Source organism: Candidatus Baltobacteraceae bacterium, assembly GCA_036489885.1.
Taxonomy (GTDB): Bacteria; Vulcanimicrobiota; Vulcanimicrobiia; order Vulcanimicrobiales; family Vulcanimicrobiaceae; genus JAFAMS01.
The window spans coordinates 266,165-291,056 of sequence record DASXEW010000001.1; the positions used below are offsets into that span (position 1 = coordinate 266,165).

At 61.0% G+C, this 24,892-nt stretch carries 25 protein-coding genes and 1 tRNA gene; 10 read left to right on the forward strand and 16 right to left on the reverse strand.

Going from position 1 to position 24,892, the window contains the following annotated elements:
• Nucleotides 1-18: 18 nt before the first annotated feature.
• Genes VGG22_01290 through VGG22_01300 form a run of 3 tightly spaced genes read right to left on the reverse strand, consistent with a single transcriptional unit; the run spans nucleotide 19 to nucleotide 2,843 of the window.
• On the reverse strand, nucleotides 19-567 hold the full coding sequence (locus VGG22_01290; GenBank protein ID HEY1726995.1) for a GrpB family protein: 549 nt from the start codon (nucleotides 565-567) through the stop codon (nucleotides 19-21).
• Between the two features lie 44 nt (nucleotides 568-611).
• Entirely contained in the window at nucleotides 612-1,580 is a 969-nt protein-coding gene (locus VGG22_01295; GenBank protein HEY1726996.1) for a C-terminal binding protein, read from the reverse strand.
• Nucleotides 1,581-1,583: 3 nt separating this feature from the next.
• The gene (locus tag VGG22_01300; GenBank protein HEY1726997.1) at nucleotides 1,584-2,843 is read right to left on the reverse strand and encodes a peptidylprolyl isomerase; all 1,260 of its coding nucleotides are present in this window, start codon (nucleotides 2,841-2,843) and stop codon (nucleotides 1,584-1,586) included.
• Nucleotides 2,844-3,187: 344 nt separating this feature from the next.
• On the opposite strand from VGG22_01300, the gene VGG22_01305 reads away from it, so the two are divergent.
• From VGG22_01305 to VGG22_01315, 3 genes are read left to right on the forward strand one after another with little or no spacing between them, the layout of a single operon-like run.
• Complete coding sequence (locus VGG22_01305; protein HEY1726998.1) at nucleotides 3,188-3,526, forward strand: hypothetical protein; 339 nt, start codon at nucleotides 3,188-3,190, stop codon at nucleotides 3,524-3,526.
• Between the two features lie 34 nt (nucleotides 3,527-3,560).
• The gene (locus VGG22_01310) at nucleotides 3,561-4,274 is read left to right on the forward strand and encodes a hypothetical protein (protein HEY1726999.1); all 714 of its coding nucleotides are present in this window, start codon (nucleotides 3,561-3,563) and stop codon (nucleotides 4,272-4,274) included.
• Nucleotides 4,271-4,951: a hypothetical protein gene (locus VGG22_01315; protein ID HEY1727000.1), complete on the forward strand. Its 681-nt coding sequence runs from the start codon at nucleotides 4,271-4,273 to the stop codon at nucleotides 4,949-4,951. The genes VGG22_01310 and VGG22_01315 overlap by 4 nt, the downstream gene beginning before the upstream one ends.
• Before the next feature lies 1 nt (nucleotide 4,952).
• Here the strand turns inward: VGG22_01315 and VGG22_01320 are convergent, their stop codons facing one another.
• Genes VGG22_01320 through VGG22_01340 form a run of 5 tightly spaced genes read right to left on the reverse strand, consistent with a single transcriptional unit; the run spans nucleotide 4,953 to nucleotide 9,170 of the window.
• A complete protein-coding gene (locus VGG22_01320; protein HEY1727001.1) occupies nucleotides 4,953-5,807 on the reverse strand; it encodes a proline dehydrogenase family protein in 855 nt (284 codons plus the stop codon).
• Nucleotides 5,804-6,502, reverse strand: coding sequence for an ATP-binding cassette domain-containing protein (locus tag VGG22_01325; protein HEY1727002.1), 699 nt, complete (start codon nucleotides 6,500-6,502; stop codon nucleotides 5,804-5,806). The genes VGG22_01320 and VGG22_01325 overlap by 4 nt, the downstream gene beginning before the upstream one ends.
• Nucleotides 6,495-7,271: an ABC transporter permease subunit gene (locus VGG22_01330; GenBank protein ID HEY1727003.1), complete on the reverse strand. Its 777-nt coding sequence runs from the start codon at nucleotides 7,269-7,271 to the stop codon at nucleotides 6,495-6,497. Before VGG22_01330 ends, VGG22_01325 begins: the two co-directional genes overlap by 8 nt.
• On the reverse strand, nucleotides 7,243-8,169 hold the full coding sequence (locus tag VGG22_01335; GenBank protein ID HEY1727004.1) for an extracellular solute-binding protein: 927 nt from the start codon (nucleotides 8,167-8,169) through the stop codon (nucleotides 7,243-7,245). The genes VGG22_01330 and VGG22_01335 overlap by 29 nt, the downstream gene beginning before the upstream one ends.
• Nucleotides 8,166-9,170: a substrate-binding domain-containing protein gene (locus tag VGG22_01340; protein HEY1727005.1), complete on the reverse strand. Its 1,005-nt coding sequence runs from the start codon at nucleotides 9,168-9,170 to the stop codon at nucleotides 8,166-8,168. The genes VGG22_01335 and VGG22_01340 overlap by 4 nt, the downstream gene beginning before the upstream one ends.
• A gap of 141 nt (nucleotides 9,171-9,311) precedes the next feature.
• Between VGG22_01340 and VGG22_01345 the strand changes: the two genes are divergently transcribed.
• From VGG22_01345 to VGG22_01375, 7 genes are all read left to right on the forward strand, one after another.
• Nucleotides 9,312-9,719 (forward strand): response regulator, encoded by a 408-nt coding sequence (locus VGG22_01345; protein ID HEY1727006.1) that lies wholly within the window; start codon nucleotides 9,312-9,314, stop codon nucleotides 9,717-9,719.
• Between the two features lie 9 nt (nucleotides 9,720-9,728).
• Nucleotides 9,729-10,286 carry a manganese efflux pump gene (locus VGG22_01350; GenBank protein HEY1727007.1) on the forward strand — a complete coding sequence of 186 codons (558 nt, stop codon included), beginning with the start codon at nucleotides 9,729-9,731 and terminating at the stop codon, nucleotides 10,284-10,286.
• Between the two features lie 2 nt (nucleotides 10,287-10,288).
• The gene (locus VGG22_01355) at nucleotides 10,289-11,002 is read left to right on the forward strand and encodes a hypothetical protein (protein ID HEY1727008.1); all 714 of its coding nucleotides are present in this window, start codon (nucleotides 10,289-10,291) and stop codon (nucleotides 11,000-11,002) included.
• Nucleotides 10,990-11,817 carry a 3-keto-5-aminohexanoate cleavage protein gene (locus tag VGG22_01360; GenBank protein ID HEY1727009.1) on the forward strand — a complete coding sequence of 276 codons (828 nt, stop codon included), beginning with the start codon at nucleotides 10,990-10,992 and terminating at the stop codon, nucleotides 11,815-11,817. The genes VGG22_01355 and VGG22_01360 overlap by 13 nt, the downstream gene beginning before the upstream one ends.
• A gap of 15 nt (nucleotides 11,818-11,832) precedes the next feature.
• Complete coding sequence (locus VGG22_01365; protein HEY1727010.1) at nucleotides 11,833-12,807, forward strand: ABC transporter permease; 975 nt, start codon at nucleotides 11,833-11,835, stop codon at nucleotides 12,805-12,807.
• Entirely contained in the window at nucleotides 12,807-13,727 is a 921-nt protein-coding gene (locus VGG22_01370; protein HEY1727011.1) for an ABC transporter permease, read from the forward strand. The genes VGG22_01365 and VGG22_01370 overlap by 1 nt, the downstream gene beginning before the upstream one ends.
• 24 nt (nucleotides 13,728-13,751) lie before the next feature.
• Nucleotides 13,752-13,835, forward strand: a tRNA-Leu gene (locus tag VGG22_01375).
• A 288-nt stretch (nucleotides 13,836-14,123) separates the two neighbouring features.
• Here VGG22_01375 and VGG22_01380 read toward each other — a convergent pair.
• From VGG22_01380 to ggt, 8 genes are all read right to left on the reverse strand, one after another.
• Complete coding sequence (locus tag VGG22_01380; protein HEY1727012.1) at nucleotides 14,124-14,948, reverse strand: enoyl-CoA hydratase-related protein; 825 nt, start codon at nucleotides 14,946-14,948, stop codon at nucleotides 14,124-14,126.
• Nucleotides 14,945-16,360 (reverse strand): AMP-binding protein, encoded by a 1,416-nt coding sequence (locus VGG22_01385; protein ID HEY1727013.1) that lies wholly within the window; start codon nucleotides 16,358-16,360, stop codon nucleotides 14,945-14,947. Before VGG22_01385 ends, VGG22_01380 begins: the two co-directional genes overlap by 4 nt.
• Nucleotides 16,360-16,848: a (2Fe-2S)-binding protein gene (locus VGG22_01390; protein ID HEY1727014.1), complete on the reverse strand. Its 489-nt coding sequence runs from the start codon at nucleotides 16,846-16,848 to the stop codon at nucleotides 16,360-16,362. Before VGG22_01390 ends, VGG22_01385 begins: the two co-directional genes overlap by 1 nt.
• Complete coding sequence (locus VGG22_01395) at nucleotides 16,845-17,705, reverse strand: FAD binding domain-containing protein (GenBank protein ID HEY1727015.1); 861 nt, start codon at nucleotides 17,703-17,705, stop codon at nucleotides 16,845-16,847. Before VGG22_01395 ends, VGG22_01390 begins: the two co-directional genes overlap by 4 nt.
• Nucleotides 17,702-20,137: a xanthine dehydrogenase family protein molybdopterin-binding subunit gene (locus tag VGG22_01400; GenBank protein HEY1727016.1), complete on the reverse strand. Its 2,436-nt coding sequence runs from the start codon at nucleotides 20,135-20,137 to the stop codon at nucleotides 17,702-17,704. Before VGG22_01400 ends, VGG22_01395 begins: the two co-directional genes overlap by 4 nt.
• A gap of 358 nt (nucleotides 20,138-20,495) precedes the next feature.
• Nucleotides 20,496-22,340, reverse strand: coding sequence for a S9 family peptidase (locus VGG22_01405; protein ID HEY1727017.1), 1,845 nt, complete (start codon nucleotides 22,338-22,340; stop codon nucleotides 20,496-20,498).
• 62 nt (nucleotides 22,341-22,402) lie between these two features.
• Nucleotides 22,403-23,212, reverse strand: coding sequence for a helix-turn-helix transcriptional regulator (locus tag VGG22_01410; GenBank protein ID HEY1727018.1), 810 nt, complete (start codon nucleotides 23,210-23,212; stop codon nucleotides 22,403-22,405).
• The gene (gene ggt / locus VGG22_01415; protein ID HEY1727019.1) at nucleotides 23,202-24,863 is read right to left on the reverse strand and encodes a gamma-glutamyltransferase; all 1,662 of its coding nucleotides are present in this window, start codon (nucleotides 24,861-24,863) and stop codon (nucleotides 23,202-23,204) included. Before ggt ends, VGG22_01410 begins: the two co-directional genes overlap by 11 nt.
• Nucleotides 24,864-24,892 lie beyond the last annotated feature (29 nt).

Sequence of the window (24,892 nt, forward strand, 5' to 3'; positions counted from 1 at the left end):
GTAGTCGAAGGACAGCGATCATCTCGATCGATAGAAACTAATCGCCGCGGATTCCACAGAACGAATCCACGGCGTTTTTGCGTCCGCATATTCGAGGACGTCATTTCCATACTCGGCGGCTAGGCGAATCTTTAGCGCTTCGTACTCTCGCGCAACCTCCGGATGCGCGCGAAGGTAGTCGCGAAAGGCGACGTGCCGTTCGATCTGCGGATTTCCCACAGCATAGAAGTGGGCATTGACGAGGCGGCGACCGAAGTCGTCAAGCGTGCAATAGCGGCGTTCGGCGATGCCGAACTCGCCCCACCAGCTATAGCCGAGCGCTTCGATCTTCGCGCGCGCCGCATCGAGACTTGGGAGGTCGCGGACGACGGGAATGAGGTCGACAACGGGCTTTGCGACGATCCCGGAGATCGCGGTCGATCCGATGTGATAAACCTCAAGCAGAATCGCGCCAAGCGATTCGCGCATTCTCGCAGCCTCACGTTCGGTGAGCGCTGACCACGCCGGGTCGTGCGCCACGAGTCTGACCGGCCCTGAGTTTGGTCGCTGACCTTCGACTTCGCTCACTTCGTTCGCTGCGCTCAGTCTGACATTGGGGGCGTGATCGCTTGTTACGTTCGCGCCGCGATGCTATTACACGGATTTCGGGGCTTCTCGCCGGCGAGAACACGCACGACTTCTTCGCTCGCGCGTGTGCGCAGATCGCCGACCGCGAGATCCGAGGCGTAGGCGACGTGCGGCGTGACGATCGCGTCCGGGTGCTCGACGAGCGCGCGGGGTGGGTTCGGTTCGCCCTCGACCACATCGAGTCCGACGCCACTCAGTTTCCCGGAGCGTAGGCCTTCGAGGACGGCATCATTGTCGACGAGCGGTCCGCGACTCACGTTGACGAGGATCGCACCGTTGCGCATCTTGCCGACGAAAGCGCGATCGACCATGTGATGCGTCGACGCATCCAAGGGCGTGTGCAAGATGACGACATCGCTACCTGTGATCAGCTCATCGAGCCCGACCATTTTTGCGGGTCCGCGATCGCTTACGCTCATCACATCGTACGCGAGTACGCTCGCCCCCAGTCCGTGCAGCTTACGCGCCGTGGCGCGTCCGATGCGGCCATAGCCAATCACGCCCACGGTGAGTTTGTTCGTGCGCCGGAGCCGTTCCGCAGCCAGCAATCCCCAACGCCCCGCGTGCACTTCGCGATCGTATTCGTTGATGCGGCGTGTGAAAGCAAGCATGAGCGCGATTGCGTGGTCTGAGACTTCCTCAATGCAGTAATCCGGGACGTTCGTGACGAGCACGCCGCGTTCCGTAGCGGCTGGAATCGCAACGTTATCTGTCCCGATCCCGACACGTGCAATGTGCCGCAGGTTCGTCGCCTGTGCGATAACCTGCGACGTAATCTGCGTGTAAGTTACCATGATCGTCTCAGGATCGTGCTGCTTGATAAACGCTTCGAGCGCCGACGGATCGCCGGATTTCAACGGTCCCTCGATGAGTGTGTGCCCTGCGCCGCCGACGATCGCGCGCTCGATCGCCAAATCCGGCCACGAATAGTCGATAAGCGCGACGGTCGCCATGTGTTAGGAGCCGATCTGTTCGTCGGGCAATCGGCGGATCGTGATGATCTTGTCCGACTCGAGCAACCGTCCGAGTACGTCGAAGCCGTCCTCGACGTGGCCGAAGACCGTGAACGCCATGTCGAGGTGCAGTTGCGGTGAGAGCGTGATGTAGAACTGCGAGCCCGCCGAGTCGCGCTTCGCGCCGGCCTTGGTGTACTCGAGCCCCATCGAGATAACGCCCGAGTCTTGCTCGATCGGATTTTCCTCTGCCGGAATCGTGAAGCCGGCATCTCCGTCGCCCGTGTTGGTGCGGTCACCGGTTTGCACGACGAAGTCGGGGACGATTCGGAACCAGCGGTTATTGTTGTAATAACCTGTCTTGGCAAGGTTCAAGAAGCTCGCGACCGTGCTCGGCGCCCATTCAGGATAGAGTACGAGCGTGAGCGTGCCTTGCGTCGTGACGATCGCAACGCGCGGATGCGGCCCATTCGCCGGACCCGTCATCTGTGCGAGCGTGCGCGGCAGAACGTGCGGCCTGTAGATGAGTTGATCGAGGTTCGGAGCGTGCAGTTTTTTCGTCGGCACGGCAAGGTTCGCAGGTTGTTCGCTCGGTGACACCTGTGGTGGCGGCGTGACGACACCGTTGGGCAGCGTCTTCAAATGCTCCGTCCGTTTGCCGCCGTTCATCACCTTGATCGCGTCGTGCGCTTCTTCGTTCACTTGCCAGCGCGGATCGTGCGCGAGCGGCTCAACCTGTGGAATCCACCCTTTGCTCAACCGTCGCTCGAGGACGTGCAGCGTTTGAATTTGCACGAGCTCGGACTTGTCGGCAAGTCCAGCCGCGATCGTTTTGCCGTCGACTTCTTTTGCGAATCCGCGCCCGAGCGCCCACATCTCGTGCCAACGTGCCGTGTCGTCGTCTTCGTGCGCGAACGCGGCTTGGAGCGCTTGCAATGCACGGGAGTGAAGCGAGCGATTTGCCGGCGGATACCAGGCGAGCGTGAACGCAGCGCGTCCGCGCAACACTGGTGATGCATCGGCGCGTAAGATGTGTGTCACGCGCTCGAACGAAGCGCTCGTTAGTTGCGGTGAGAGATCGCCGGCGACCGCAAAACGTGCAGTCGCGTCGAGCGCCGCAACGCAAACCGCGTCGGAAGAATCCGAGAGTGCATCGACGATTGCGGTCCCGGCGCGCGCCTTGCGATCGGCAGCCAGCGGCTGCAGCATCGCCGAGAGCGACGTTCCGCCGAGAGCCGGCGCGAGGAGGCCCAAGCCGTACACGGACATAGCTCTGATTGCGGCGTCGCTCGCCTGGGTATGCTGTAGCAGGGGATCGGCTGCCAGCAACTTGCCGGTCCTCCCTAACGCCAAGGCAGCGCGTGCTGCCACTGCTGGGTCGCCCTGGTTAATAAGGGAAGCGAGTTGGTTGCCGCCCGGCGACCGATTCAGTTCCCAGTATTCAATCGTACGATAGGGGTTGCCCGAAGCGGCGACCCCAGCAACTGTCAAGATTGCAAGAAGAACGAAGCAAGTGAGCAGCTTCACGGGTCGGTACCCAACTTTCGGGGACGTTTGTGCGTTATAAGGTATAGTCCATCCGAAAACACGAGGTTTAAAATCCAGTTATGTCGACCCCAGCGAAAAAGCCCGGCGGCGGAATGACCGTTCGGGAAGCCGGCCAAAAAGGCGGCGAGACCGTCAAACGTAAGTACGGCCCGGAATTCTACGAGAATATCGGGCGCAAGGGCGGTCAGGCCACCAAGGCCGCGCACGGACACGCGTTTTACGAAACGATTGGTAAGAAGGGCGGAAAGAAAGGCGGCGAGGCGACTCGCGACCGTTACGGCCCGAGCTTCTACGAAGAGATCGGTCAGAAGGGTGGCCAGAAGGTCAAAGCCCTGATCGAGCAAGGCAAGCGCGCGGCCGCAGCCGCCGCTCCCGAGAGCGAAAAGCGAGCTTCCTAACCCAGTCGTGAGGGCGACGCGCAAAGGCGCCGCGTTGGCGGCGCTCGTTGCGAGCGTCGCCATCCCGCTTTTAGTTCGTGCCGACCCGTCGCAGCCGGCTGCGGCGGGCTTCCTTTTATTTGCCGGGTCCGTGGAAACGATCGTGCTCGACCATACGGTCAGCACGGCCGAGCTGGAGCCCGGCGCGATCGTACCCGCGCATTTGCGCGACGCGATCGTGTTGCGCGGGAAAACGCTCGCGAAGGCGGGCACGCCGCTGCATCTCATCGTCACCGAAGTACGGCGCGCCGGAAACGGCGTCGGGGGTGAAGTCGTGCTTCGCGTTGAGTCGCTCCGTTTGGATGACGAGCTCAATCTGCCGTTGCGATTGCAGCATCCGGCACTGAGTGCGACGCTGGTACTCGCGAATCCCGACGACGTCGTGCTGCCCGCGAAGGCGAGAAGCTCGCCGCCGGTGCGCGGCTCGGATCTCACGCTCGCGCCCGGAACGCAGCTGCGCGCGCGGACGACGGTGACGGTTGATGCCACTGACCCGAACAAAACCGTTCTCGCTACTCCTTTGCCGTACACGATCTCGACAGACCGGCCGTTTGCGGCGTTCACACCGATCCCGCTGACCACCTACAACCCGGCCGCTTTCACCCCACGGCCACGCCGGCGGCGCCGCGGCAAAGCGACGCCCTCGCCGAGTCCGTCGCCGAGCTCCTCGGAAACAGCGAGCCCGACGCCGAATCCCACGCCATCATGATGCATCGGCGAGAATTCATTTTGTCCGCCTCGAGCGCACTTTTGGTTGCGACGCAGGTTCCCGTCTTCGCGCAAATGGGGGCATCGAAACTCTCACCGCATGCGGACGCAGCGGAACACGCGTTTATCACGCAGTCATCGCGCTTCGTTCATAAGCACTATTCGACGACCGAGAAGGCTGCTCGCGCCGGCTTCGTTCGATTCACGAACGAGGACAAAAGCGGCGCGATTTCATGGGCCAATCAACAATGGACTTCGGCCGACGTGGATCACCCGAGCCAAGTTTGGTATGACTCCGCAGGCCATTTGATCGGCGTCGATTACTCGGTGCTTCAAAACGACACCACTGTGCCGCCGAATCTGTGGGGAATCAATCCCCCGCGTTGGTCGGTTATTCACGCGCACATCCATTACGGTTTGCACACGCCGGACGGCATCAAGTACGGCGGCGCGGGCACGAAGCGCTTCTCGGATGCGGGTGGCTCCGTGGCGTCGCCGACAAAACAAACGCTGGTCAATATGGGCATCGCGAAGAGTCCCGGCGAGGTCGCGTTCGTGTTTCTCTTCCCCGCGATTTGGGACATCAATTTTTGGGTCATTCCGAATCCGAGGGGCGAATTTGCTGACTTAAACCCCAACGTCAAGCCGGCGAACGCACAACCGCACCCCTCGATGTAGGTTAGCGCCCGACGAGGGCTCGTAATGCCAGTAAGGCGTTTTCGCGCCGCTCGCGGATGCGGCGATAGAAATATTGCGCCCAGTGCGTCCCGTACGGAACGTACACGCGTACGTTGTAGCCTTCGGCGTTGAGCCGTTCTTGTAAATCGGGCCGTACACCGTAGAGCATCTGAAATTCAAATCGGTCCTTCGCGATGCCGCGTTCGGTCGTGAATGCTTTGACGGCTTTGTGCAAGGACTCATCGTGCGTCGCGATCGCCGGGTAATTTCCGCGCGTGATTAGGTTCTCGGAAAGCTGTACGAATGCGCTCCGAATTGCAGGCATGTCGCGGATTGCGATCTGCGCCGGTTCTTTGTAGGCGCCCTTGCAGAGGCGCACGCGTGCGCCGAGCGCGATGGTGCGCGCCACATCTGCGGGAGTACGGTGGAGATAAGCTTGAAGCACGATGCCCACGTTTTTTCGCTCGGCGAAAACGTCTTCGAACACTTGCAGCGTCGTATCGGTGAGCGCTGAGCCTTCCATATCGATGCGGACGAAGGGATCGATCAGGCTACGCCGCGTCGTGTCCGCAGCTCGCACGACGATCGCGTGCAAGTTCTCGGTGCAAAGTCCTCGATCGACGAGCAAACCGAGCGCCGTCAGCTTGACGGAGACGTTGCTGCGTGCGCCCGCGTCGGCAAGCGCGTCGAGCAGAAGCAGGTACTCGCCGCGAACGGCGATTGCGTCTTGCATGCTGTGCACGTCTTCACCGAGGAAATCGATTGACGCCGACATCCCGCGATCGTTCAGCCGTCGAACGGCTGCAATCGCGTCTTCAATTTGTTCACCGGCGACGAAACGGCGGGCGATGTTCACAATGGGGTCAGAAGTTGAGCCAGAAGCGGCGTGGCGGGGTGTGCATGTAATAGGTCCCATCTCGCGTCTTGCACGACTCGACCCTCCTCGAGGACGATCGCGCGGTCACACAGGCGCTCGAGGATCTCGGCCTTGTGGTCAACGACGAGCATCGTGAAGCGTAGCTCTCGCTGCCATGTCACGAGCGTTGCGAGCAACTCGCGGACGAGATGCCTGTCGAGGCCGCTGAACGGCTCATCAAGTAAGACGAGTGCGGGCTTGCGGGCCAGCGTGCGCGCCAATGCGACGCGCCGCGCTTGGCCGCCGGAAATTGCATGCGCCGGCTGATTCCAAACCGATTCGAGCTGCAGGCGTTCGCGCAGCTGCGCGACCCAGGCTTCGTTCTCATCACGCGCGCCGTTCGTTAGGCCAAAGCGGACGTTCTCGCTAACGCGCAGATGCGGAAAGATGTTCGCATCCTGCGTCAGGTATCCGATGGAGCGTTCGTGCAATGCACGCTGCGGCGGAAACAATGTCTCGCCGCCGAGCCGCACGAAACCGTCATCGGGACGTTCGGTCCCGGCAATGCACGCGAGCGTCGTGCTCTTACCGGCGCCGGATGCGCCGAAGAGACCGCAGGCTTCGCCGGCGCTGACTGCGACTAGGCAGTCGATGCGAAAGTGCGCGCGCTGCTTGACGACATGCACGTCAAGCACGCTGCACGCTCCGCCGCTGCGCGAGCAGATGTGCGAGCCACGGCAGCGGAAGCGCGGTGACGAGAAAGACGATCATCAGCGGCATCACGGCCGGCAAGCCAAAGTTTTCGAGATTCGTCCAGATCGCAACAGGCAGACCGGCCGGATAGTACGCGGTGATCACAACGGCGCCGAACTCGGTCAGCGCGCGGACCCACGCGAGGCTTAGCGCGACCGCGAACCCGAGCCGGGCAATCGGAAACGTCACTCGCCAGAAAACGCTCCACGGCGCGTGACCGAGCAGCGCGGCTTGCAGCTCGAGCGGACGTGGCACCGAGTCGAGCGCAGCGATCGCGCCCAGAACGTAATACCCGACGCTGACATAGACCTGCGTGACGACGAAGGCCAGCGGAGTGTTCGTCATCGAGAGACCGAACTGTTCGAGAAAAAGCCCCAGGCCGTGCTGTCCGAACGCGAGCGATATCAAGATGCCGAGCGCCAGCGGCGGAAGAAGCACGGATACCAGCAAGACCGCTTGCCACAGCAGGCGTTCGCGTGCCGAGCAGCGCGCGACGTAGAGCGCCATCGGCGTTCCGAGCGCAACCACGATCACCATCGCGATCGCGGTTAGTCCAATCGATACGCGCGCAGCGTCGAGCGTTCCGCTGCCTTCCCAACGCCACGAGCCGACCCGAACGAATAGGCCGGCCAGCGGAAAGAGAACGACGATTGCAAACAGAACCGCGCCTGCGCGCGCGAGGCTACCTTTCAGAGAGTGCGACCGCCCCAACCGGTGAATCGTACGCGTATTGCCGGAAGATCGCCTGGCCGCCAGTGCTCGAGAGCCATTGTACAAATGCCGCAGCCTTGTCGGCACGTGCCGAGCCGGTAATCACCGCCGCATAGTACACGAGTGCTTCGGGATGTGACGTTCGCTCGCCCAGCGTCCGCGTCGCTTGTTGGTAGCGGTCGTGCATCGACTGGTTCCCTAAGTTGATTTCGTCGGGCAAGTTGATGTACGGAAGATTGAACGGCCCAGGTTGAATCTTATAGGCTGAGGCCGCATCGAGCTCACCACTTTGCAGGCGTGCTTCGACGGTCGGCTCGGCGAAGATTTGCGCGGTGTTGATGTTGTCGCCCAAAACTTTTTGCGCGAGACCCGGCTGTTTGTAGTACGCCTCCGCGAGCTGGAACGTGTAGATGATGTTGCGGCCCTGCGGATCGGTCATCGGATCGGTACGGCCGAAACGAATCCCAGGTTGCTGCAAAACCGCGTACCACGGCATCCCGCCGCGTTTACCGGAAGCCGCATCGGCGAACTGCTGCGCGTATTTGCTCTTCGGGCTATATGCAATCACCATCTCGGTTCGCGCAATCGGTACCGCCGTCTGCGCTTTGCCCGCCTTGAGTACCGTCATCGCCGGGCCAGGCGTTACGGGAATGAAGACGTCGGCGGTGATGCTGCCGCCTACGATGAGTTTTGCAAGCGCATCCGAGCCTTGCGCGCGTCCGTGCATGTCAACCGCAAGCGCGCTGGCTGCCGTCGACTTGATCGGGCCTTCCATCATCGAGCCCATCGAGCCGGCGTATGCTACGTCGAGCACGGTGAGTGTCTGCGCGAGCGATTTCGTAGCAAACCCGCCGAGCAGCGTTGCGGCACTTGCAGCGATCCAGGCGGAACGATTCACAGAGTTTCTCCTAGTCGGGTGATGTCGTAAGGTCCGAATGCCGCGAGATCGCGGCGAAACGCCGTCGAGCGCAACGCGCTCACCATCGCCGCGACGCCGGTGTGGCCGCAATCGCTGCGCCGAATCACGAGAACGCAGCGCTCGTTACGTAGCGGGATGAACGATAGGCGAAATGCGTCGGCGACGCCGGCGACTCCGAGACCGACATCGGCGTATCCGAACGCGACGGCACGCGCGACGTCGGCGTGACCGGCAACCGCGTGTCCGTAGCCGGCGATCGTTTGCGATGCCACGCCCGCACGTCGAAGCTCCGTGTCGAGGAGCGTGCGGGCTCCGGCGCCAACGGCTCGATTCGCGAGCCGCATACTGCCGCGGGCGAGATCGCGAGCTCCCCGAAATTTTTTCGGATTGCCGCGGCCGATGATCCAGCCTTCCTCTATCATCGCGAACTCGTAGACGTCGAAGGCGTCGTCACCCGCGCGCCGCACGAGCCGCTGCACTTCCTCGTTCGAACCGTGCACTAGCGCGGCGTGAACGCGGCGCTCGCGCAGGTCCGCAAGTGCATCGCGATTACTGGTTGCAAACCAGACCGCGTCCGAATCGACGTTCTTGACGTGCGCCGCTAAGAGGGCGAGCGCGGGTTCGCAACCGGCGACGAAGGCCACGGATTCGGTCCGCTCGGGGGTAGCGAGCGGGTCGAGCGGGTCAAGTTGGCGATTTACGCGCCGGCCGGCGACCGTCGCGGTAGCCGCTCGGCGTCCGGCGAGCGTGGCCGGATCCGGCTCAATGCTCGCCCCCGAAGCTAGGCCGAAGAGATCCTCAACGCTCGCATCGAGCGCGCGAGCGACCGAGAGCGCCAAACCGACGCCGGGTTGAGCGCGCCCGGACTCGATTGCACTGATTGCCTGGCGGCTGACGCCGGCGGCTTTGGCCAAGTCGCCTTGCGAAAGTCCCCGAACTCGCCGTCGAGACGAGACACCGTTAGCAACAGCACTTGGCATGATGGAAGGTATCTTTGCGGGGCAAACCTCTCCCTGCGTGCGGCGCCGGCCTGCGAGCGGCCAAGCAAGCGTTAAAATTTCGTCAACCCGCTCACCGAGGCGAGGCGGGGGGAGTCAGGGCCCGTAAACACGCCTTTACAGATGACTCCGCAGACGTACCGCGTCTTAGTAGCCGACGACGATGCCGACATGCGAACGCTCATGGCAACGGTCTTGCGGACCCCGACCTACGAGGTCGTTTTGTGTTCGGACGCAGAGTCGGCACTGGTTCGCGCCAACGACAAGAAGCCGTACGATGTCATCATTAGCGACTTCATGCTTCCCGGGATGTCCGGTCTCGAGCTCATCCAGCGCTTGCGCGCCAATCGGATGACTGCGAAAGTCCCGATTCTCATGATCAGCGCACACACGAACTACGGCATGGAAGATCGCGCGAAAGCCGCCGGCGCAAATCATTTTCTGAACAAACCCTTCACGCTTTCGCAACTGCGAAGCGCCTTGACCGGCCTTTTGGCCTCGAAGAGTGAAAGCGCGCTAACCGCCCAATAAGCGAACCGCATGGTTTCAGCGGTTCTCAAGGTCGCCGTCCTCGCGGTTTCTCTTGCGCTCGACGTATTCGCCGTTTCAGTCGGCGTTGGCGTTCGCGGTCACACGCGTGCAGAAAAAGTGCGTATCGGTGCGGCATTCGGCGCCGCCGAAGTTATCATGAATCTGATCGGGGCGGGAATCGGCCGTGGCGTCGGACAGCTGATCGGCGCCGCCGCCGCATATCTTGGATTCGTGGCGCTCATCGGCGTCGGCGTCTACATGATCGTCGAAAGCGTGCGCGAGGAATCGGGTGAGCTCGACCTGTCGACGGGCTGGGGACTTTTCGTTGCAGCGATCTCGATCAGTTTGGATTCACTCGGCGTCGGCTTTACGTTACCGTACCTCGGTGTTAATATCGTCTTCGCGTTGGCAGCGGTGTTCGCCGCATCGATCGTAGCGACGACCAGCGGTTTGGCACTCGGACGCATCGTCGGCAATCGCGTCGGCGGAGCGACGGGACTCATTGCGGGAATCTTGCTCGCCCTGACGGGCATCGTTTTCGCGATCGCGCGCGCACTCGGTTTCTAGCGTTGAGCGTAGCGGAAGAGCTTTTCGATCGCTGGGAAGCCACCGGCGCACGTTCGCTGATCGTCGTCGGGACCGCCAAGAATGTCGGCAAAACAACGACTGTCACATCGCTTCTGCGGGTTGCCGACTCGCGCGATTTGCGGATTGGCCTTACGTCTATCGGACGCGACGGCGAAGCCTTCGACGCCGTCGACGAAGCGCCGAAGCCGCGCATCTTTGTCGAGGCCGGCACGATCGTGGCGGCCGGCCGCGCGCTCGTTCCGCAACCGCGCACGATCGAGATTCTCGACGAGCACGAGCGCAGCGCACTTGGTCCGATCGTGTTTTATCGGACGAACATTCCGCAGTATGTCGAAATCTCCGGTGCGCCGACGGCGCGTGGCATGCGATCCGTTATCGAACGCCTCGTGCATCTCGGCGTCGATCGCGTCATCGTCGACGGTGCGATCGATCGTGTCGCCGTCGTCGCAACGGGTTTCGATCCTTTGTTCGTCGCAACCGGAATGGCGCTTGCGTCGACGATCGAGGGGGTTGCCGAAACGACGCAGCGTTTTGTGGCGAGTGAACGGATCGGTTCGGAGCGCGTGCTTGCGTGCACGACCTGTCCGGTTGGAGAAGGGTGCAGCGTCGATGCGAAGGCGCTGGGTGATGCGGTTTCGCGCGCCACGGGTCTTCCGTGTTACGACGTGCAAGCAGGATTACGATGGATCCCTTGATCGTCACCGTTGCGCCCGTCGGTGCCGAGTTGACGCCGGATCAGACGCCGTATCTGCCGGTAACGCCGGAGCAGCTCGGCGAAACCGCCGCCGCGTGCGAAGCCGCGGGCGCGTCGATCGTGCACGTTCACTGTCGCACGGACGACGGCGCGAATACGCAGGCGGTTGCGCGCTTCCGTGATGCATTGCGTGCAATCCGGTCGCGCAGCAAATTGATCGTGCAATTTTCAACCGGCGGCGCGATTGGGATGACGCCCGATGAGCGTGCTGCTCCGCTCGAATTGCAACCCGAGATGGCGACTCTCACGTGCGGGACCGTCAATTTCGGCGACGACGTTTTCGAGAACAGCTTCCCGATCATGCGGGGCATCTTGTCTGTGATGCAGCGTTACGACGTGCGCCCCGAGCTCGAGATCTTTGATGCCGGACATCTCACAAACGCGAAGCGGCTCGCGGTCGAGGGCCTGCTGCGCTTTCCGCAACACGTCGATTTCGTGCTCGGCGTTCCGGGCGGACTCGAGGCAAGCGCCGAGGCTTTGCTCGACTGCGTGCGAGCGCTTCCGCCGGGGTGTACCTGGTCGGTTGCGGCGATCGGGCGGATGCAGCTACCGATGGCGACGATCGCGGTCGCGATGGGCGGCCACGTCCGCGTCGGCCTCGAGGACAACATTTGGTATACGAAGGGTAAGCTAGCTCGAAATGAAGAGCTGGTCGCGCGCGTTACCCGGATTGCGGCAGAGCTTGGGCGCCCCGTGGCTACGCCCGACGACGCTCGCCGCATCCTTCGATTGCCAGGATTCAACACCGCTGCTTAGAACGCCGATGCCGACTTGATAACGTACGTCATCCGCCGGACGCTCTTGAACATACCTCTGCTGATTCTGATCAGCTTGGTGATCTTCATAATTCTGTCCAATGCGCCGGGCGGCGCGCTGACGCCATATCTGCAGAACCCGCATATCACGCAAGCCGATATCGAGCGCCTCAAACACAATCTCGGCCTCGATCAACCGCTCCCGATTCAGTACGTGCACTGGCTGGGCAAGGTTCTCACCGGCGATCTCGGATACTCGACGTCGAACTCTGAGACCGTCACGCAGGCGATCTTCGAACGGCTTCCCGCCACACTCGAGCTCATGGGTGCGGCGTTTTTATTTTCGCTGGGCATCGGCGTGACGTTTGGGATTCTCTCGGCGCTCAAGCCGTACTCGTGGCTCGACTATGTGGTGACGACGTTCGCGTTCTTCGGACAGTCGATGCCCGTGTTCTGGTTCGCATTGATGCTGCAGCTCGCGTTCGCGGTCTATGGCATTCCGTTGCCCGACGGCTACAAGATTCAGCTGCCCTCGGCCAGCATGTGCTCGACCGACGCGTGCGGCTTCGGCGATCGCATCGAGCATTTGATTTTGCCCACGATCGTGCTCTCTCTACTTTTCATAGCAACTTGGAGCCGCTTCATGCGCTCCTCGATGCTCGAAGTGATCAACACAGATTACATGCGTACGGCGACCGCCAAGGGTCTTTCAAAAGTCAAAGTCGTGCTCAAACACGGTCTGAAGAACGCGCTAATCCCACTCGTCACGATCGTTGCACTTGGATTACCCGGCCTCGTCGCGGGCGCCGTCGTGACTGAGACGATTTTCGCGTGGCCGGGAATGGGGCGCTTGTTCATCAACGCGCTCACGCAATTCGATTTTGCGCTACTCATGGGCTATTTGATGCTCGTCTCGTTCTTGGTCGTGCTCTTCAATTTGCTGGCCGACATTGCGTACGCGTGGCTTGATCCGCGTGTGAAGTACAGCTAATGCAAACGACGCTGCCGACCACCGCTACGCTTCCGGCCGACGACCACTTCGAGCTTCGCAAGCACGTCACGTGGAATCGCTTCCGCAAGCACAAGCTGGCACTCGTGGGTGGCGTTGTCTTCGCGTTTACGATTCTCATTGCGGTGTGCGCCCACTGGATCGCACCGTGGGATCCGAACTTCATCGATCAAGCTCACTGGAGCGGCTATCCGCTCGCACCGGGCGTCGCGGGACACATTCTCGGGACCGACGAGAACGGTCGAGATTTGCTTTCGCGTCTGATTTTCGGAGCGCAAATCTCGTTGACGGTCGCGATCTTCGCGGTGACGATGGAGATCGTGCTCGGCACGGTGCTTGGCGCGATCGCCGGGTACTACGGCGGGGTCATCGACTTCACGATCATGCGGATGACCGACGTCGTGCTCTCGATACCGCTCCTGCCGTTGTTGCTCGTGTTGACCGCAATCGTCGCCGAGACGTCGAACAAAGCCGCGCTCAATTTTGCATCGATCGTCTTGATCATCGGATTCGTCAGTTGGCCGCCCGTCGCGCGTATCGTCCGGGCGGTTTTTTTGAGCTTGCGCGAACGGGAGTATGCGGAAGCTGCGCGCGCGCTCGGCAACAACGACGGTCGAATCATTTTCCGCCACCTCCTGCCGAACGCCATGGCGCCGATTATCGTGCAGGCGACGCTCGAGGTCGCGAACGTCATCATCTTGGAGTCGACGCTGTCGTTCCTCGGCTTTGGTATACAGCCGCCGACCGCAAGCTGGGGCAACATGCTCGCGAACGCGCAGGCCAACATGGCGATCGCGCCCTGGGCTGCGATTTTCCCCGGCCTCTGCATCCTCATCACCGTTTTGGCGATCAATTATCTGGGCGACGGCCTGCGGGATGCTCTTGACCCCAATATGAGGTAGGCCCTAGACTCTCTTGGCCCCCGTGCGCGAGTGGCGGAATTGGTAGACGCACTAGCTTGAGGGGCTAGCGCCGGCAACGGCGTGCAGGTTCAAGTCCTGTCTCGCGCATGACTCACAAACCCTGATGGAATCAGGGTTTTTTACTTGTCTGTCGATGTGGATAACTTTGGTGGGCTGGCACTCTGCGGGAGCAATGGAGCGCATTGCTTGGACTCCCGTAGACTCTGGGAAACATGCTTGGACTTGCCGGTCGAAGGAAGCCGCGAGTGGGCCCTGGTCGGCAGGCATTTACGGGCGCATAGATATCTAGCGTTATGGAGGAAGTGAAACCCCACGACTCAACGACCTTACGCCTTCAAGTGCACTTGAAGTCAAGGGCCCGAAAAAGGGAGGCAGTCAGCCTGAGCGGTTTGTCGTTCTGAAGCTCGGAAAGTTCGGCTTGCGCTTGGCGCTGAACGCGGTCACGCCCTCGATGAAGTCGGGTGTTGTGCGCAGTCGTGCGTATTCTCGGCCCTCCAGATCCATCGCGACGTGTAAGGGAGCGTCGTACGCGGCGTTCAGCACGCGTTTGAGCGTGCGGAGCGCAGGCTGCGGAAGCGCCGTCAATTCAGCTGCGAGGTTGGCGACGGTTTCGTCGAGCTGCGTTTGTGGGACGACGCTCGTCACGAGTCCCCACGCGAGCGCTTCCGCGGCGCTAATGCGACGGCCGCGCATCACCATGTCCTTGGCGCGACCGAGTCCCGCCATCCGCGCAATGCGCTGACTTCCGCCGCTGCCGGGGATCATGCCGAGGCGAATCTCCGGAAGCGCCATCAGCGTACCTTCGGCGGCAATTCGCCAATCGCACGCGAGCGCAATCTCGAGGCCAACACCGAACGTGAACCCTTGCAGCTGCGCGATCACCGGCTTTGGACAGCGTTCGGAAGCGCCGATGTTCCACGCCAAGTCGGAGAGCGCTTCGGGATCTTGCTCGAGGAATTGCGCGATGTGTCCACCGGCGCTGAACGCTTCGTTTCCGGCGCCTTTGATGACGATGACCCAAACGTCGTCGTCGTTGGTCAACTCGTCGAACAGCGATGCGAGCACGCGCCGTGCAGCGAAAGGAACCGTGTTGTGATGTTCGGCATCGTCGAGAACGATCGTCGCAACGTGACGCTGCGGCTCGCGCTCGAGGTGCAGGGCGTATTCGCGCAATTTCGCTGCGTCGTCAATGAGATTCACGATCGTAGGCTCACTCCTCGGCGCTCGTATTCTCCGGCGCGCAGTTTGGTACGAAGGATCTTTCCCGACGGTGACTGGGGAATCGCGCGAACGAAGATATACTCGCGCGGACGCTTGAACTGAGTCATGCCGCAGGAACGCGCGTATGTTTCCAGATGTTCTTCCTTCACCTCGCCGTTCGCTGGTTCGACGAAAGCGACGATTTTCTGGCCTAAGCGTTCGTCCGGCATTCCGATGACCGCGATGCGCGCAATCGCCGGGCAATGAGCCATCGCGTCTTCGACCTCGGCGGGATAGATGTTTTCGCCGCCGCTGATGATCATGTCGTCGATGCGGCCCAAGACAAAGAGATCACCGTCCTCGTCGATCTTGCCGGCATCTCCGGTGTGATACCATCCGTCACGAATTGCGCGCGCTTGCGCATCCGGCCGCTTCCAATATCCCGAGAATGCCTCCGGGGAACTCATGTGAACGGCAATCTCGCCATCGATGACGCTCAAGCGCTCGTTGATCCCGGCTTTGCCGGCCGACGCCGGCTTCGCGCGCAGCGTGTCGTTGATCGAGAACGTGTAAATTTCCGTCGAGCCATAATGGTTGACGAACACGTCCGGGTTGAACGTTGCAAAGCAGCGTTCGACCAGCACCGGCGTCATCGGCGCACCGGCGAACCCGATCTTCCGCAGCGCCCTCAGATCGCGCTCCTCGAGGCTCGAATCGGCGAGCAGATCGTAAAACAGTGTGGGAGCGAGGTAGAGATTCGTAATGCGCTCCCGTTCGAGCAGGTCGAGCGCTTGCGTGGGGTCCCACCGTGGCATTGCAACGAATCTGCCGTTGAGCATCGTCATCGCGATGAGCGAACGGATCCCCATCGTATGATAGAGCGGCATCACGCCAAGCGTTCGTTCGGAGCGGCCATAATGATTTTGCGCGATGTGCGCGAGCGCTGCGGCGCGTTCCGCGCGATGCGTTCGCAAGACACCTTTGGGACGTCCGGTCGTCCCGGACGTGTAGAGCATGATGGAGTACGTCTCTTCGGAGACGGAGTCCGTGCTCGTCGCGGACGTGCCGTCCAGGAGCTCTTCGAAAGAAGTCGCCGCTTCGCCTATGACGCAGCGCGGCTCCGCATCTTCGATGATGAATTCGAGTTCGTCCCGTGAAAGCCGCCAATTCACCGGCGTTAACGTCGCGCCCAGCAACTGGGTTGCCCAATAGAGCGTCGCCATGGGCTCGCTGTTCCGCAGCACGGTGACGACGCGATCGCCGCGACCGACGCCACGTTGCTGCAAACCCGAAACGACGCGCATGACACGTTCTTTCCACTGCGCGTACGTAAGCCGTATGGCTCCGTCAACGATCGCGAGCGCATTCGGTTCGCGTTCTACGGCAGCGCAAAACGTTGTACCGAGATCCATCAGGCCGTCGTCTCCTCGGTCGCCATGATTGCATCGACGATCGAGGTGTAACCGGTGCAGCGGCAAAGGTGACCCGCGAGGAGCTCTTCGACTTCGCGTCGCGTCGCCGAAGGACGCTCGGTCAGAAACGCCTGCGCGGAGATCAGGATACCGGGCGTGCAAAACCCGCACTGCAGTGCGTGATGTGCGCGGAAGGCTTCTTGCAACGGTGAGAGATTATCGTGGGAACCTAGCGAGGCGACGGTCTTGACCTCGGCCCCTTCCGCCTGCACCGCAAACATCAGACACGATCGCACCGCGCGACCATCGACGAGAATCGTGCACGCGCCGCAGACGCCGTGCTCGCACCCGACGTGCACGCCTTTGGCTCCGCATTGACTGCGCAAGAAATCACACAGGAGCAGACGCGGTGGTACGTCAGCCTTGACCGGCTTTCCATCGACGCGCAGGTTGATCGATGCGTGCTCGCTCTTGGAGGTTCGAATCATCGGGCACCCTCGAGCGCGCGGGACAGCGTGCGCCGGATCTGACCTTGCGCAAGCCATCGGCGATACTTCGCCGTGCCGCGCAGATCGCTGGGGGGATCGATGCGAGCGGAAGCCGTTTGTGCGACGTCTTCAATGTCGTCCGCGGTCAACGCGCGGCCGAGCCAGGCATCGGTGTCGCAACGATACGGCCGCTCGCCGACGCCGCCGAGCACGATGGAGAGTGTATCCGTCTTGCCGTCGGCATCGATGCGAACGGCACATGCCGTCGCCACGATCGCAAAGTCGCCATGCCGTAACGCAAACTCTTCGAAGGCATATCCACAGCCTTCGCTATGCGCGGGGAACGTCGCGGCGGTTACGAGCTCATCTGCCGCAAGCGTCGTCGTGAAAAAGGAGTCGAAAAACGCGTCGGCTGCGATGCGGCGCGCCCCACGTGACGATTGCGCTTCGATCTGTGCGTTGACTGCTACGGCGACCAGTGGAACCTCGGCACTCGGATCCGCGTGCGCGAGCGAGCCACAGATCGTCCCGCGATTGCGCGTCTGGCGATGCCCGACATGTGGAAGTGCAAGCGCCAAAAGTGGAATCGCCTGTGGTATGCGCTGTTCGCGTTCGGCATCGGCTTGGCGGACGAGTGCGCCGATGTGGATGCTGCCGTTGTGGCTGCGAATGTCCGCGAGTCGAGGCAGACGATTGATATCGACGATCATCGCAGGACGCGCGAGTCGCATATTCATGGTCGGCACAAGCGATTGGCCACCGGCCAAGACCTTGGCATCCTCGCCGAACTCGCTCAGGATCGAAAGCGCTTCTTCGAGCGTCTCGGGGCACACGTAGTCGAAGGGGGCGGGCTTCATTCCGGCGTCTGCGCCTGCATGAGCGAAAAGACGCGGCTCGGCGTCAACGGGAGCGCGACCGTGTCGATCCCGAGTGCGTCCGCAACGGCATTCGCGATCGCCACCGGAACGCTCATCGCGTTTCCTTCGCCAACACCCTTTGCTCCGAGCGGCGTAAAAGGTGATTTGACGTCAACGTGATCGATCGACACGAGCGGAATTTCGGTAGCTGACGGGATGACGTAGTCGACGAGCGTCCCGCTACGCGGACCGCCGTCTTCCTCGTAGACGAGCTCTTCGAAAAGTGCGCCACCCAAACCGTGAGCAAATCCACCGCGGATTTGACCTTCGACGATCTTGGAATTCAAGACCGTTCCACAATCGTGCACCGTAACGTAAGAGCGAACGTCGACTCGTGATGTGTCCGGGTCAATCTCGACGTAGCAGATGTCGGACATAAATCCGTAGACGGCGGAGGAATCGACGCGATCGTTCGCATCCGGCGGCGCAAGCACGTCGATCGTGAAATGCGCCGTCTCGTAGATTCCGGGCTCCATGCCGGGTGGAAGGCCGAGCGGATGCCAATGCGCGGTGCCGGCGAGCCGCTTGAGCGACGCGTTGTGACTGCCGTCGAGCGTGTACGCCGCCGCTTCCGCGAGCACGACGTCCTCGGGCGCGACCTCAAATTGATGCGCAGCGATGGCACGAAGTTTGCGGCCAACCTTTCGCGCGGCGTCGCGAATCGCGACGGCTGCCACGGGCGCAAAGCGGCTCGAATACGAGCCCGAAGCGATCGACCATGCCGACGTTCGGGTATCCATTTCGGCTACAACATCGACCGCGTCGGGTGTTACGCCGAGCTCTTCGGCCACGATCTGCGCCGCTACGGTCGCGTGACCTTGACCTTGTGGCGTGGTTGAAAGCCGTACCGTAATCGAACCGAGCGGATCGATTGCGACCGTCGCGCCCTCCGTGCAACCTGATTTCGGCAGCGATCGCTCGCGAAGCTCGCGCGGTAATGCAACCGAGATATAGCCCATGTTCGAGCCGGACGGTTCGACGACGCACGCAATTCCGATTCCGGAGTGGCGACCTTCGGCGCGCGCGTGTGCGCGTCGCGCGATCAACGCGTCGTACCCGGCGAGCTCGAGCGCGCGCTCGAACGCCGCTTCGTAGTCGCCGCTGTCATAGATTGACCCAGCCGGTGCGTGGTATGGAAACTCGTCCTTTCGAATCAAGTTTTGCCGCACGACCTCGGCATGATCGAGACGGAGCTCGCGCGCGGTGAGCGCGATCAAGCGTTCCAGCGTGAAATATTGCTCTTGTCCGCCGTAACCCCGGTTGAGGCCGGTTGGCAGCTTGTTTGTCGTCACCAGTCGATTTCGGATTCCGACGACGGGAATGCGATAGGCTCCCGTCACCGTGCCATGCATACGATAGAGGCACGCAGGCTCAGGCGCACGGACATAGGCGCCGACGTTGTCGACTTGATCGAGACGAAGTCCTAGGATCGTCCCGTCTCGCAGCACCGCGGCTTGCGCCCACGTGACACGATCGGTCGAGCTCGAGGCAGCGATCAGGTGCTCCAAGCGGTCTTCGATCCACTTCACAGCGACGCCGCAAAGTTTGCTCGCGAGCGAGATCAACACGATGTACGGATAGACGTGGGCTTTTATCCCGAACGAGCCGCCGATGTCGGGAGGCACGATGATCCGCAGACGGTGGCTCGGAACACTTAGCGCGCCGGCCATGACTGCTTGTAAGACAAACGGACCATGGAAGTTGGCGTGAACGACGTAGCTGTCGTTGCCACGCTCGTGTTTTGCGATAACGCCGTACGTTTCGATCGGCGTCGACGCGTATTTGGGGAAGTCAAAGCGCGCGCGAACTACGTGCTCGGCATTAGCGAATGCGCCGTCGACATCTCCGTAGACGAACGTACGGTCGTGAACGACGTTCGATCCGATGTTCTCGTGCAATGCTGGGCCGTGCTCCAACGCATCATCGATCGATACGACCGCATCCAAAGGCTCATACACGACCTGGATCAGCTCGAGCGCATCTTCAGCGACGTACCGGTCGCGCGCGACGACGACGGCAACCGGTTCGCCCACGTAACGCACTTTATCGATGGCGCAGGGATAGAAAACCGGCTGCGTTTCGATTCCGACGGCGAACGGCTTGCACGCAGCCGCGACCTCCCGGCCGGTTACGACGCCGGCGACGCCGTCGAGCGCGAGTGCCCCGCTTACGTCGATGCTTTTTATTCGCGCGTGTGCGTACGGGCTGCGCAGAATCGCTGCGTGGTGGATGTTCGGGAAGGGCTCGAGATCATCGATGAAGTGTCCCTCGCCGACCAGCAGCGCGGGATCTTCTTTGCGCGGCACCGGCTCGCCGATCCATCGTCGCGGTTTCGGGACCTTGCTTACGACCCTAGTATACGAATCTGCCACGGCTCGCATTCATTCGCCGGGGCAGAGAAGCGCTCCCATTCGAGCAATAATCGTGAAGTCGTCCCTCAGTGTCGCTCGAAGTGTCATCCAGCATGCCTGAGGCCCGCGTCAGGGCCTGTCTTTGGTGCAGATCTTAGGAGAGTACGATCGTGCAAAAAATAGTGGTCGCTGGGTTTTTGACGCTCGCTGCAATACTATTGCCGGACAGGGGATCAAAAATCGGCGACGTCTCTTACATCACGGACGTGTCGAGCGATCGCCTAAGCTTGATCATGCACCCGGCAGAAAATTCCAGATATTGCGCCGCTGAAGCATACAGCGCGTAAACGTCAGCCAAGATAAGTAGCTCGAGGGTAGGCTACTTGCGTGCGTACTGCTGTACGAACGCCATCATCCATTGATACGCTGCCATGAGATCCTTGAGATTCGAGATGCCGTGGCCTTCGTTCGGGAATACACGCAACTGCACTGGGACGCCGTTACGGCGAAGTGCCGCTGCGATGCGTTCGCTCTGCGCGACGGGTACGATTGTGTCGTTCTTGCCGGCGACGATGAAGACGGGGCGCTTGATCTCGGAGACATGTTTGAGCGGTGAAATTGATTCTAGAAACGTCCGATCGTGGGCTAGGCTTCCGTAGATGCTTTCCCGCGCTGATCGAACCTCGCCGGTGTTTTGAAGGAAGCTCACCCAATCCGCAACGCCGTAAAAGTCGATTCCCCCCGCGAACGCGTAGGGGTAGTGATATAAACTCGCCAGCACGATGTAGCCACCGTAAGATGCACCATCAATGAAAATATTTCCGGCGTCGGCGCCACCGGAGGCAACGAGCCAATCGTGCAAGGCGCCGATGTCCTTGACGGCATTCTCGCGTTTGCGGCCATTGGCCGCATGCAAGTAGGTTCGACCGTACCCCTCACTTCCGCGGATGTTGGGATCGAGCAATGCGTAGCCGCGCGACACGACGTATTGGGCGAACGGATAGAACCAAGCGCGGTCCTGAAGTTCAGGGCCACCATGAATATCGAGAAAAACTGCCGGCTTGCCGCTGTTTTTCTTCGGTTTGAAATACCACGCGGGAATCATCCTGCCGTCAAAGCTGCGCACGTGGATAATCTGAGGTTCTGATAAACTTGCCGGCGGAATACCGTGGAAATTCGGCTTCAGAATCTGCGTCGTCTTGTGCGATTGAAGGTCATAAGACCAAATGACTTTCGGGAACGTTGGACCGGACGCTGCGTACAGCAGCAGAGTACCGTGCTTCGCGTAAATGAGGTTCTCCGCAATGTAGGGAGGCATCGAGGGTTGGTCGATTGCACGTCCCGATGAGTCGGCGACTATGACGTTGCCGTAACCGTCATTGTTCACAATATATGTCATGAGTCGGCCATCAGGCGAAACGAGAACCTGATCGATATCGTGCGGAATGTCGACGATTGGCCGCGTCGTGCGCGTTGCGAGATCTATGCGCTGAATCGCGTGGAATTCGTTGTGTAAATCGCTAACACAGACGACGGCCCGCATGTCGGGCGTGAACTGTGAGCTATCGAAATTTGCTTCTCCCGTGTGCGGCGTAAGCAGAGTCGGCCTGCCGCTCCGCAGATCGACCGCATACAGGTCGGCATTGTACGGATTGTGGACGACCTGCACTAGGAGTCTGCGGGCGTCCGGTGACCAAGCAGTTGCGTTGGCAGATTGTGTGCTGGTATAGACGCGCCGGGCCGTTGCCGTTTTGCGGTCCAGGACGTATACGTCGAAGGCTTGTTCGTTTCGGCGGTTCGATGAGAATGCGATTTTGGAACCGTCGGGCGAGAATGCGCCGAAGAGATGCGTGACGTTCTTTTCATGCGGAAGCAATGCCACAGAGCCGGAACGATCGTCGCGAATCGTGTAGAGTTGATCGACGTCGCTCCCGCCGTGCGACATGGTGTACAGAATCGTGTGCGCGTCGCCGGGAATCCACCACGCGCCATGCACCGAATCCACGCCCCTCGTAAGTTGCCTTCGATGCGATCCGTCGGTGTCGACGACCCAGAGTTGCCAGCTGCCACTTTCCTCCGACGTGTACGCGATGCGCAAACCGTCCGGAGAAGTCGATATCCATGCGACGTCGGTCAGGCTGAGATAGGTTTTGAGAGGAATGCCGGGGCTGCTGCCTGCCGCGGTTTGCGGGACGAGAAGCAGCAGGGCGAGGAGTCCCACCACGCTTCGAATCATCATCGAAGCGAGCCTAGCAAGGCCGCTGTTCGCGCGCTAGTACGCCCGTCTCATTCGGTTACGCGCCGGTATGCCGACGGCGAGACACCCCACGTTTCGCGGAAGCTGCGGCCAAAGTGACACTGGTCGAAGAAGCCGCATGCGGCGGAAATCTCGCTGACCGGCATTTTTGTTTTGCGCAGCAGAGTCGCGGCGGCAGTCAGTCGAGTTTGCCGGAGAAAGTCACCGGGAGTGTAGCCGAACGCAGATTTGAAATCGCGATAGAGTGTCGCACGCGAGACGCCGATCTGATTGGACAGGACTGTTAAAGAAACCGGATATCGTAGCGACGAACGTATGAAGGCACGGGCATTGAGCGCTCGTCTGCGGCTGCCGCCGCCTGAACCCTCGGCGTGGAGCGCCATGCCCGTTAACTCGTACGCCAAACCTTCCATGATCATCTCAGACGATTCGTCGGTGCGTCCGAGCTCATCGTGCATATGCGAGACGATGCGAGCGATCGAGGAGCTCGTTATGCAGAGTGGGTTTTCGAGGGCGGCTTCTACTTCGGGTTCGGCTTCGCCCGGCGCCAGCGCGACTCGAATCAGGAGTGCGGGTTCGTCTGCGAATTCTTGCGCATGCGTTTCGAATGCGGGATGGGCGACTGCGGTCCCCGGTGTGCAAAGACGCTGGCGAGGGCCGCAGCGTTCACGATATCTTCCACGCAGCGTGAAGGTGAAATACGGAATGTCGTGCGAGTGCGCCGGCAACGCAGAACCGCTGCTGAAAGCGCCTTCGGTGATGACAAATGGACCCGCAACGCTGCGTCGGAGCAGGTTCCCGAAGTAATCTGAGGCTCCCAGCGGGTGGTCAGTAAGCAAGAGCAGCTCCCGTTGGACTATCCGGGTCGTGCGCTCCCATGCGCACGCCGTTTGCCAGTATGCCCACGGCGTTAGCGTCGGTACCGCTCCGACCGATCTTGACGGTGTAACCGGATGCACTAAGCTGCGCTAACGTCGTCGGATCGAACGTCGCGGTCTCCGCATATACGAGATCTGGAAGCCATTGCATGTGCATCCGTGGAGCGGCTAACGCGGTGACTGTATCCTGATGAAAATCCACGACGGCGCGAATGGCGTCGAGCGTTGTCGTAATGATCCGCGGACCACCAGCTGCTCCAACGACGAGCATGGGATGTCCCGATCCGTTTACGACAACGGATGGCGCCATCGAGGATAGTGGGCGCTTCCCAGGTGCGATCGCGTTTGCGATCCCTTGAACGAGGCCGAACATGTTTGGCGCACCAGGCTTTGTTGCAAAATCGTCCATCTCGTCATTGAGCAGAACGCCTGTGCTCCCCGCCACAAAGTCGCTTCCAAAGCCATTGTTGAGCGTATACGTCACGTCGACCGCATTGCCCGCAACGTCGACGACGCTGTAGTTCGTCGTATTAGACCCTTCGTGCGTGGCGATTCCGGGGGACAACGAGCTTGACGTCGTCGCGCGATCCGTAGCTATCGACTTCCGCAGACGTGATAGATATGACGCATTGAGCAAAGCTGTCGCTCTAGATGGGACGAACGCAGGATCGCCGAGCTGCGTATTTCGGTCAAGGAAGGCGCGCCGCTCAGCTTCGATCTCGAGGTGCGCATTCATAAAGCTCCGTACGGGTGGCGCCGGCCTATCGTTGGCGAGGATGCCCGGGATTTCGCACATCGTGACGCCGCCGGAACTTGGAAGAGGGGCAGTCACAATTGTCACGCCGTGGTACTTGCATTTTAGCGGAACGCGTTCAACGATGCGGTACGCAGCCAAGTCGGCCTCCGTGATAATTCCGCCAGAATCGCGGACCGCGGAGGCCAGCTCTTTCGCAATTGCGCCTTGATAAGAGCCTGCTGCGCCTTCCGTGTCGATTCGGTGAAGCGTCTGCGCCAAATCCGGCTGCCGAAAAACCGAACCCGCTTTTGGTGTTTCACCACCAGCTACCAAGATAGCGGCCGTTGTAGGAAACCACATCAGCGCTTTCCGGGCGCGAGCGAACACCGCAGCATCAGCATCCGAAAGGAGGAAGCCTTGTTCTGCATCATCGATCGCATCACGCATCAGCTCGTGCCGCGAGCGCGTGCCATACTTCGCGCGCGCGTATTCGAGCCCGGCAACGGTGCCTGGAACGCCGCCTGATAGTGGACCGACTGTGCTGGCGTCAGGAATTATGCCGCCGGTTGCGTCGAGATACATGTTGGTCGTTGCTGCGGCCGGTGCCGTTTCGCGAAAATCGACAAAGTGTGAATCGCCGTTGGCTAAACGCACGGTCATGAAACCGCCGCCGCCCAGATTGCCGGCGCTCGGGTAGGTCACCGCAAGCGTGTATCCTATGGCAACGGCGGCATCAACCGCGTTTCCGCCTTGCCGGAGAATGCGCAATCCCGTCTCTGATGCCAATCGCTGATCGGTCGCTACCGCTGCATGAGCACCGGTCGCGACCGTATTCCGCGGAGTTTCGCGTGCGCCGATCGTCGACGAGATTAGTATAAGAAGAAGGACGGCGACGGCGTAGAGGT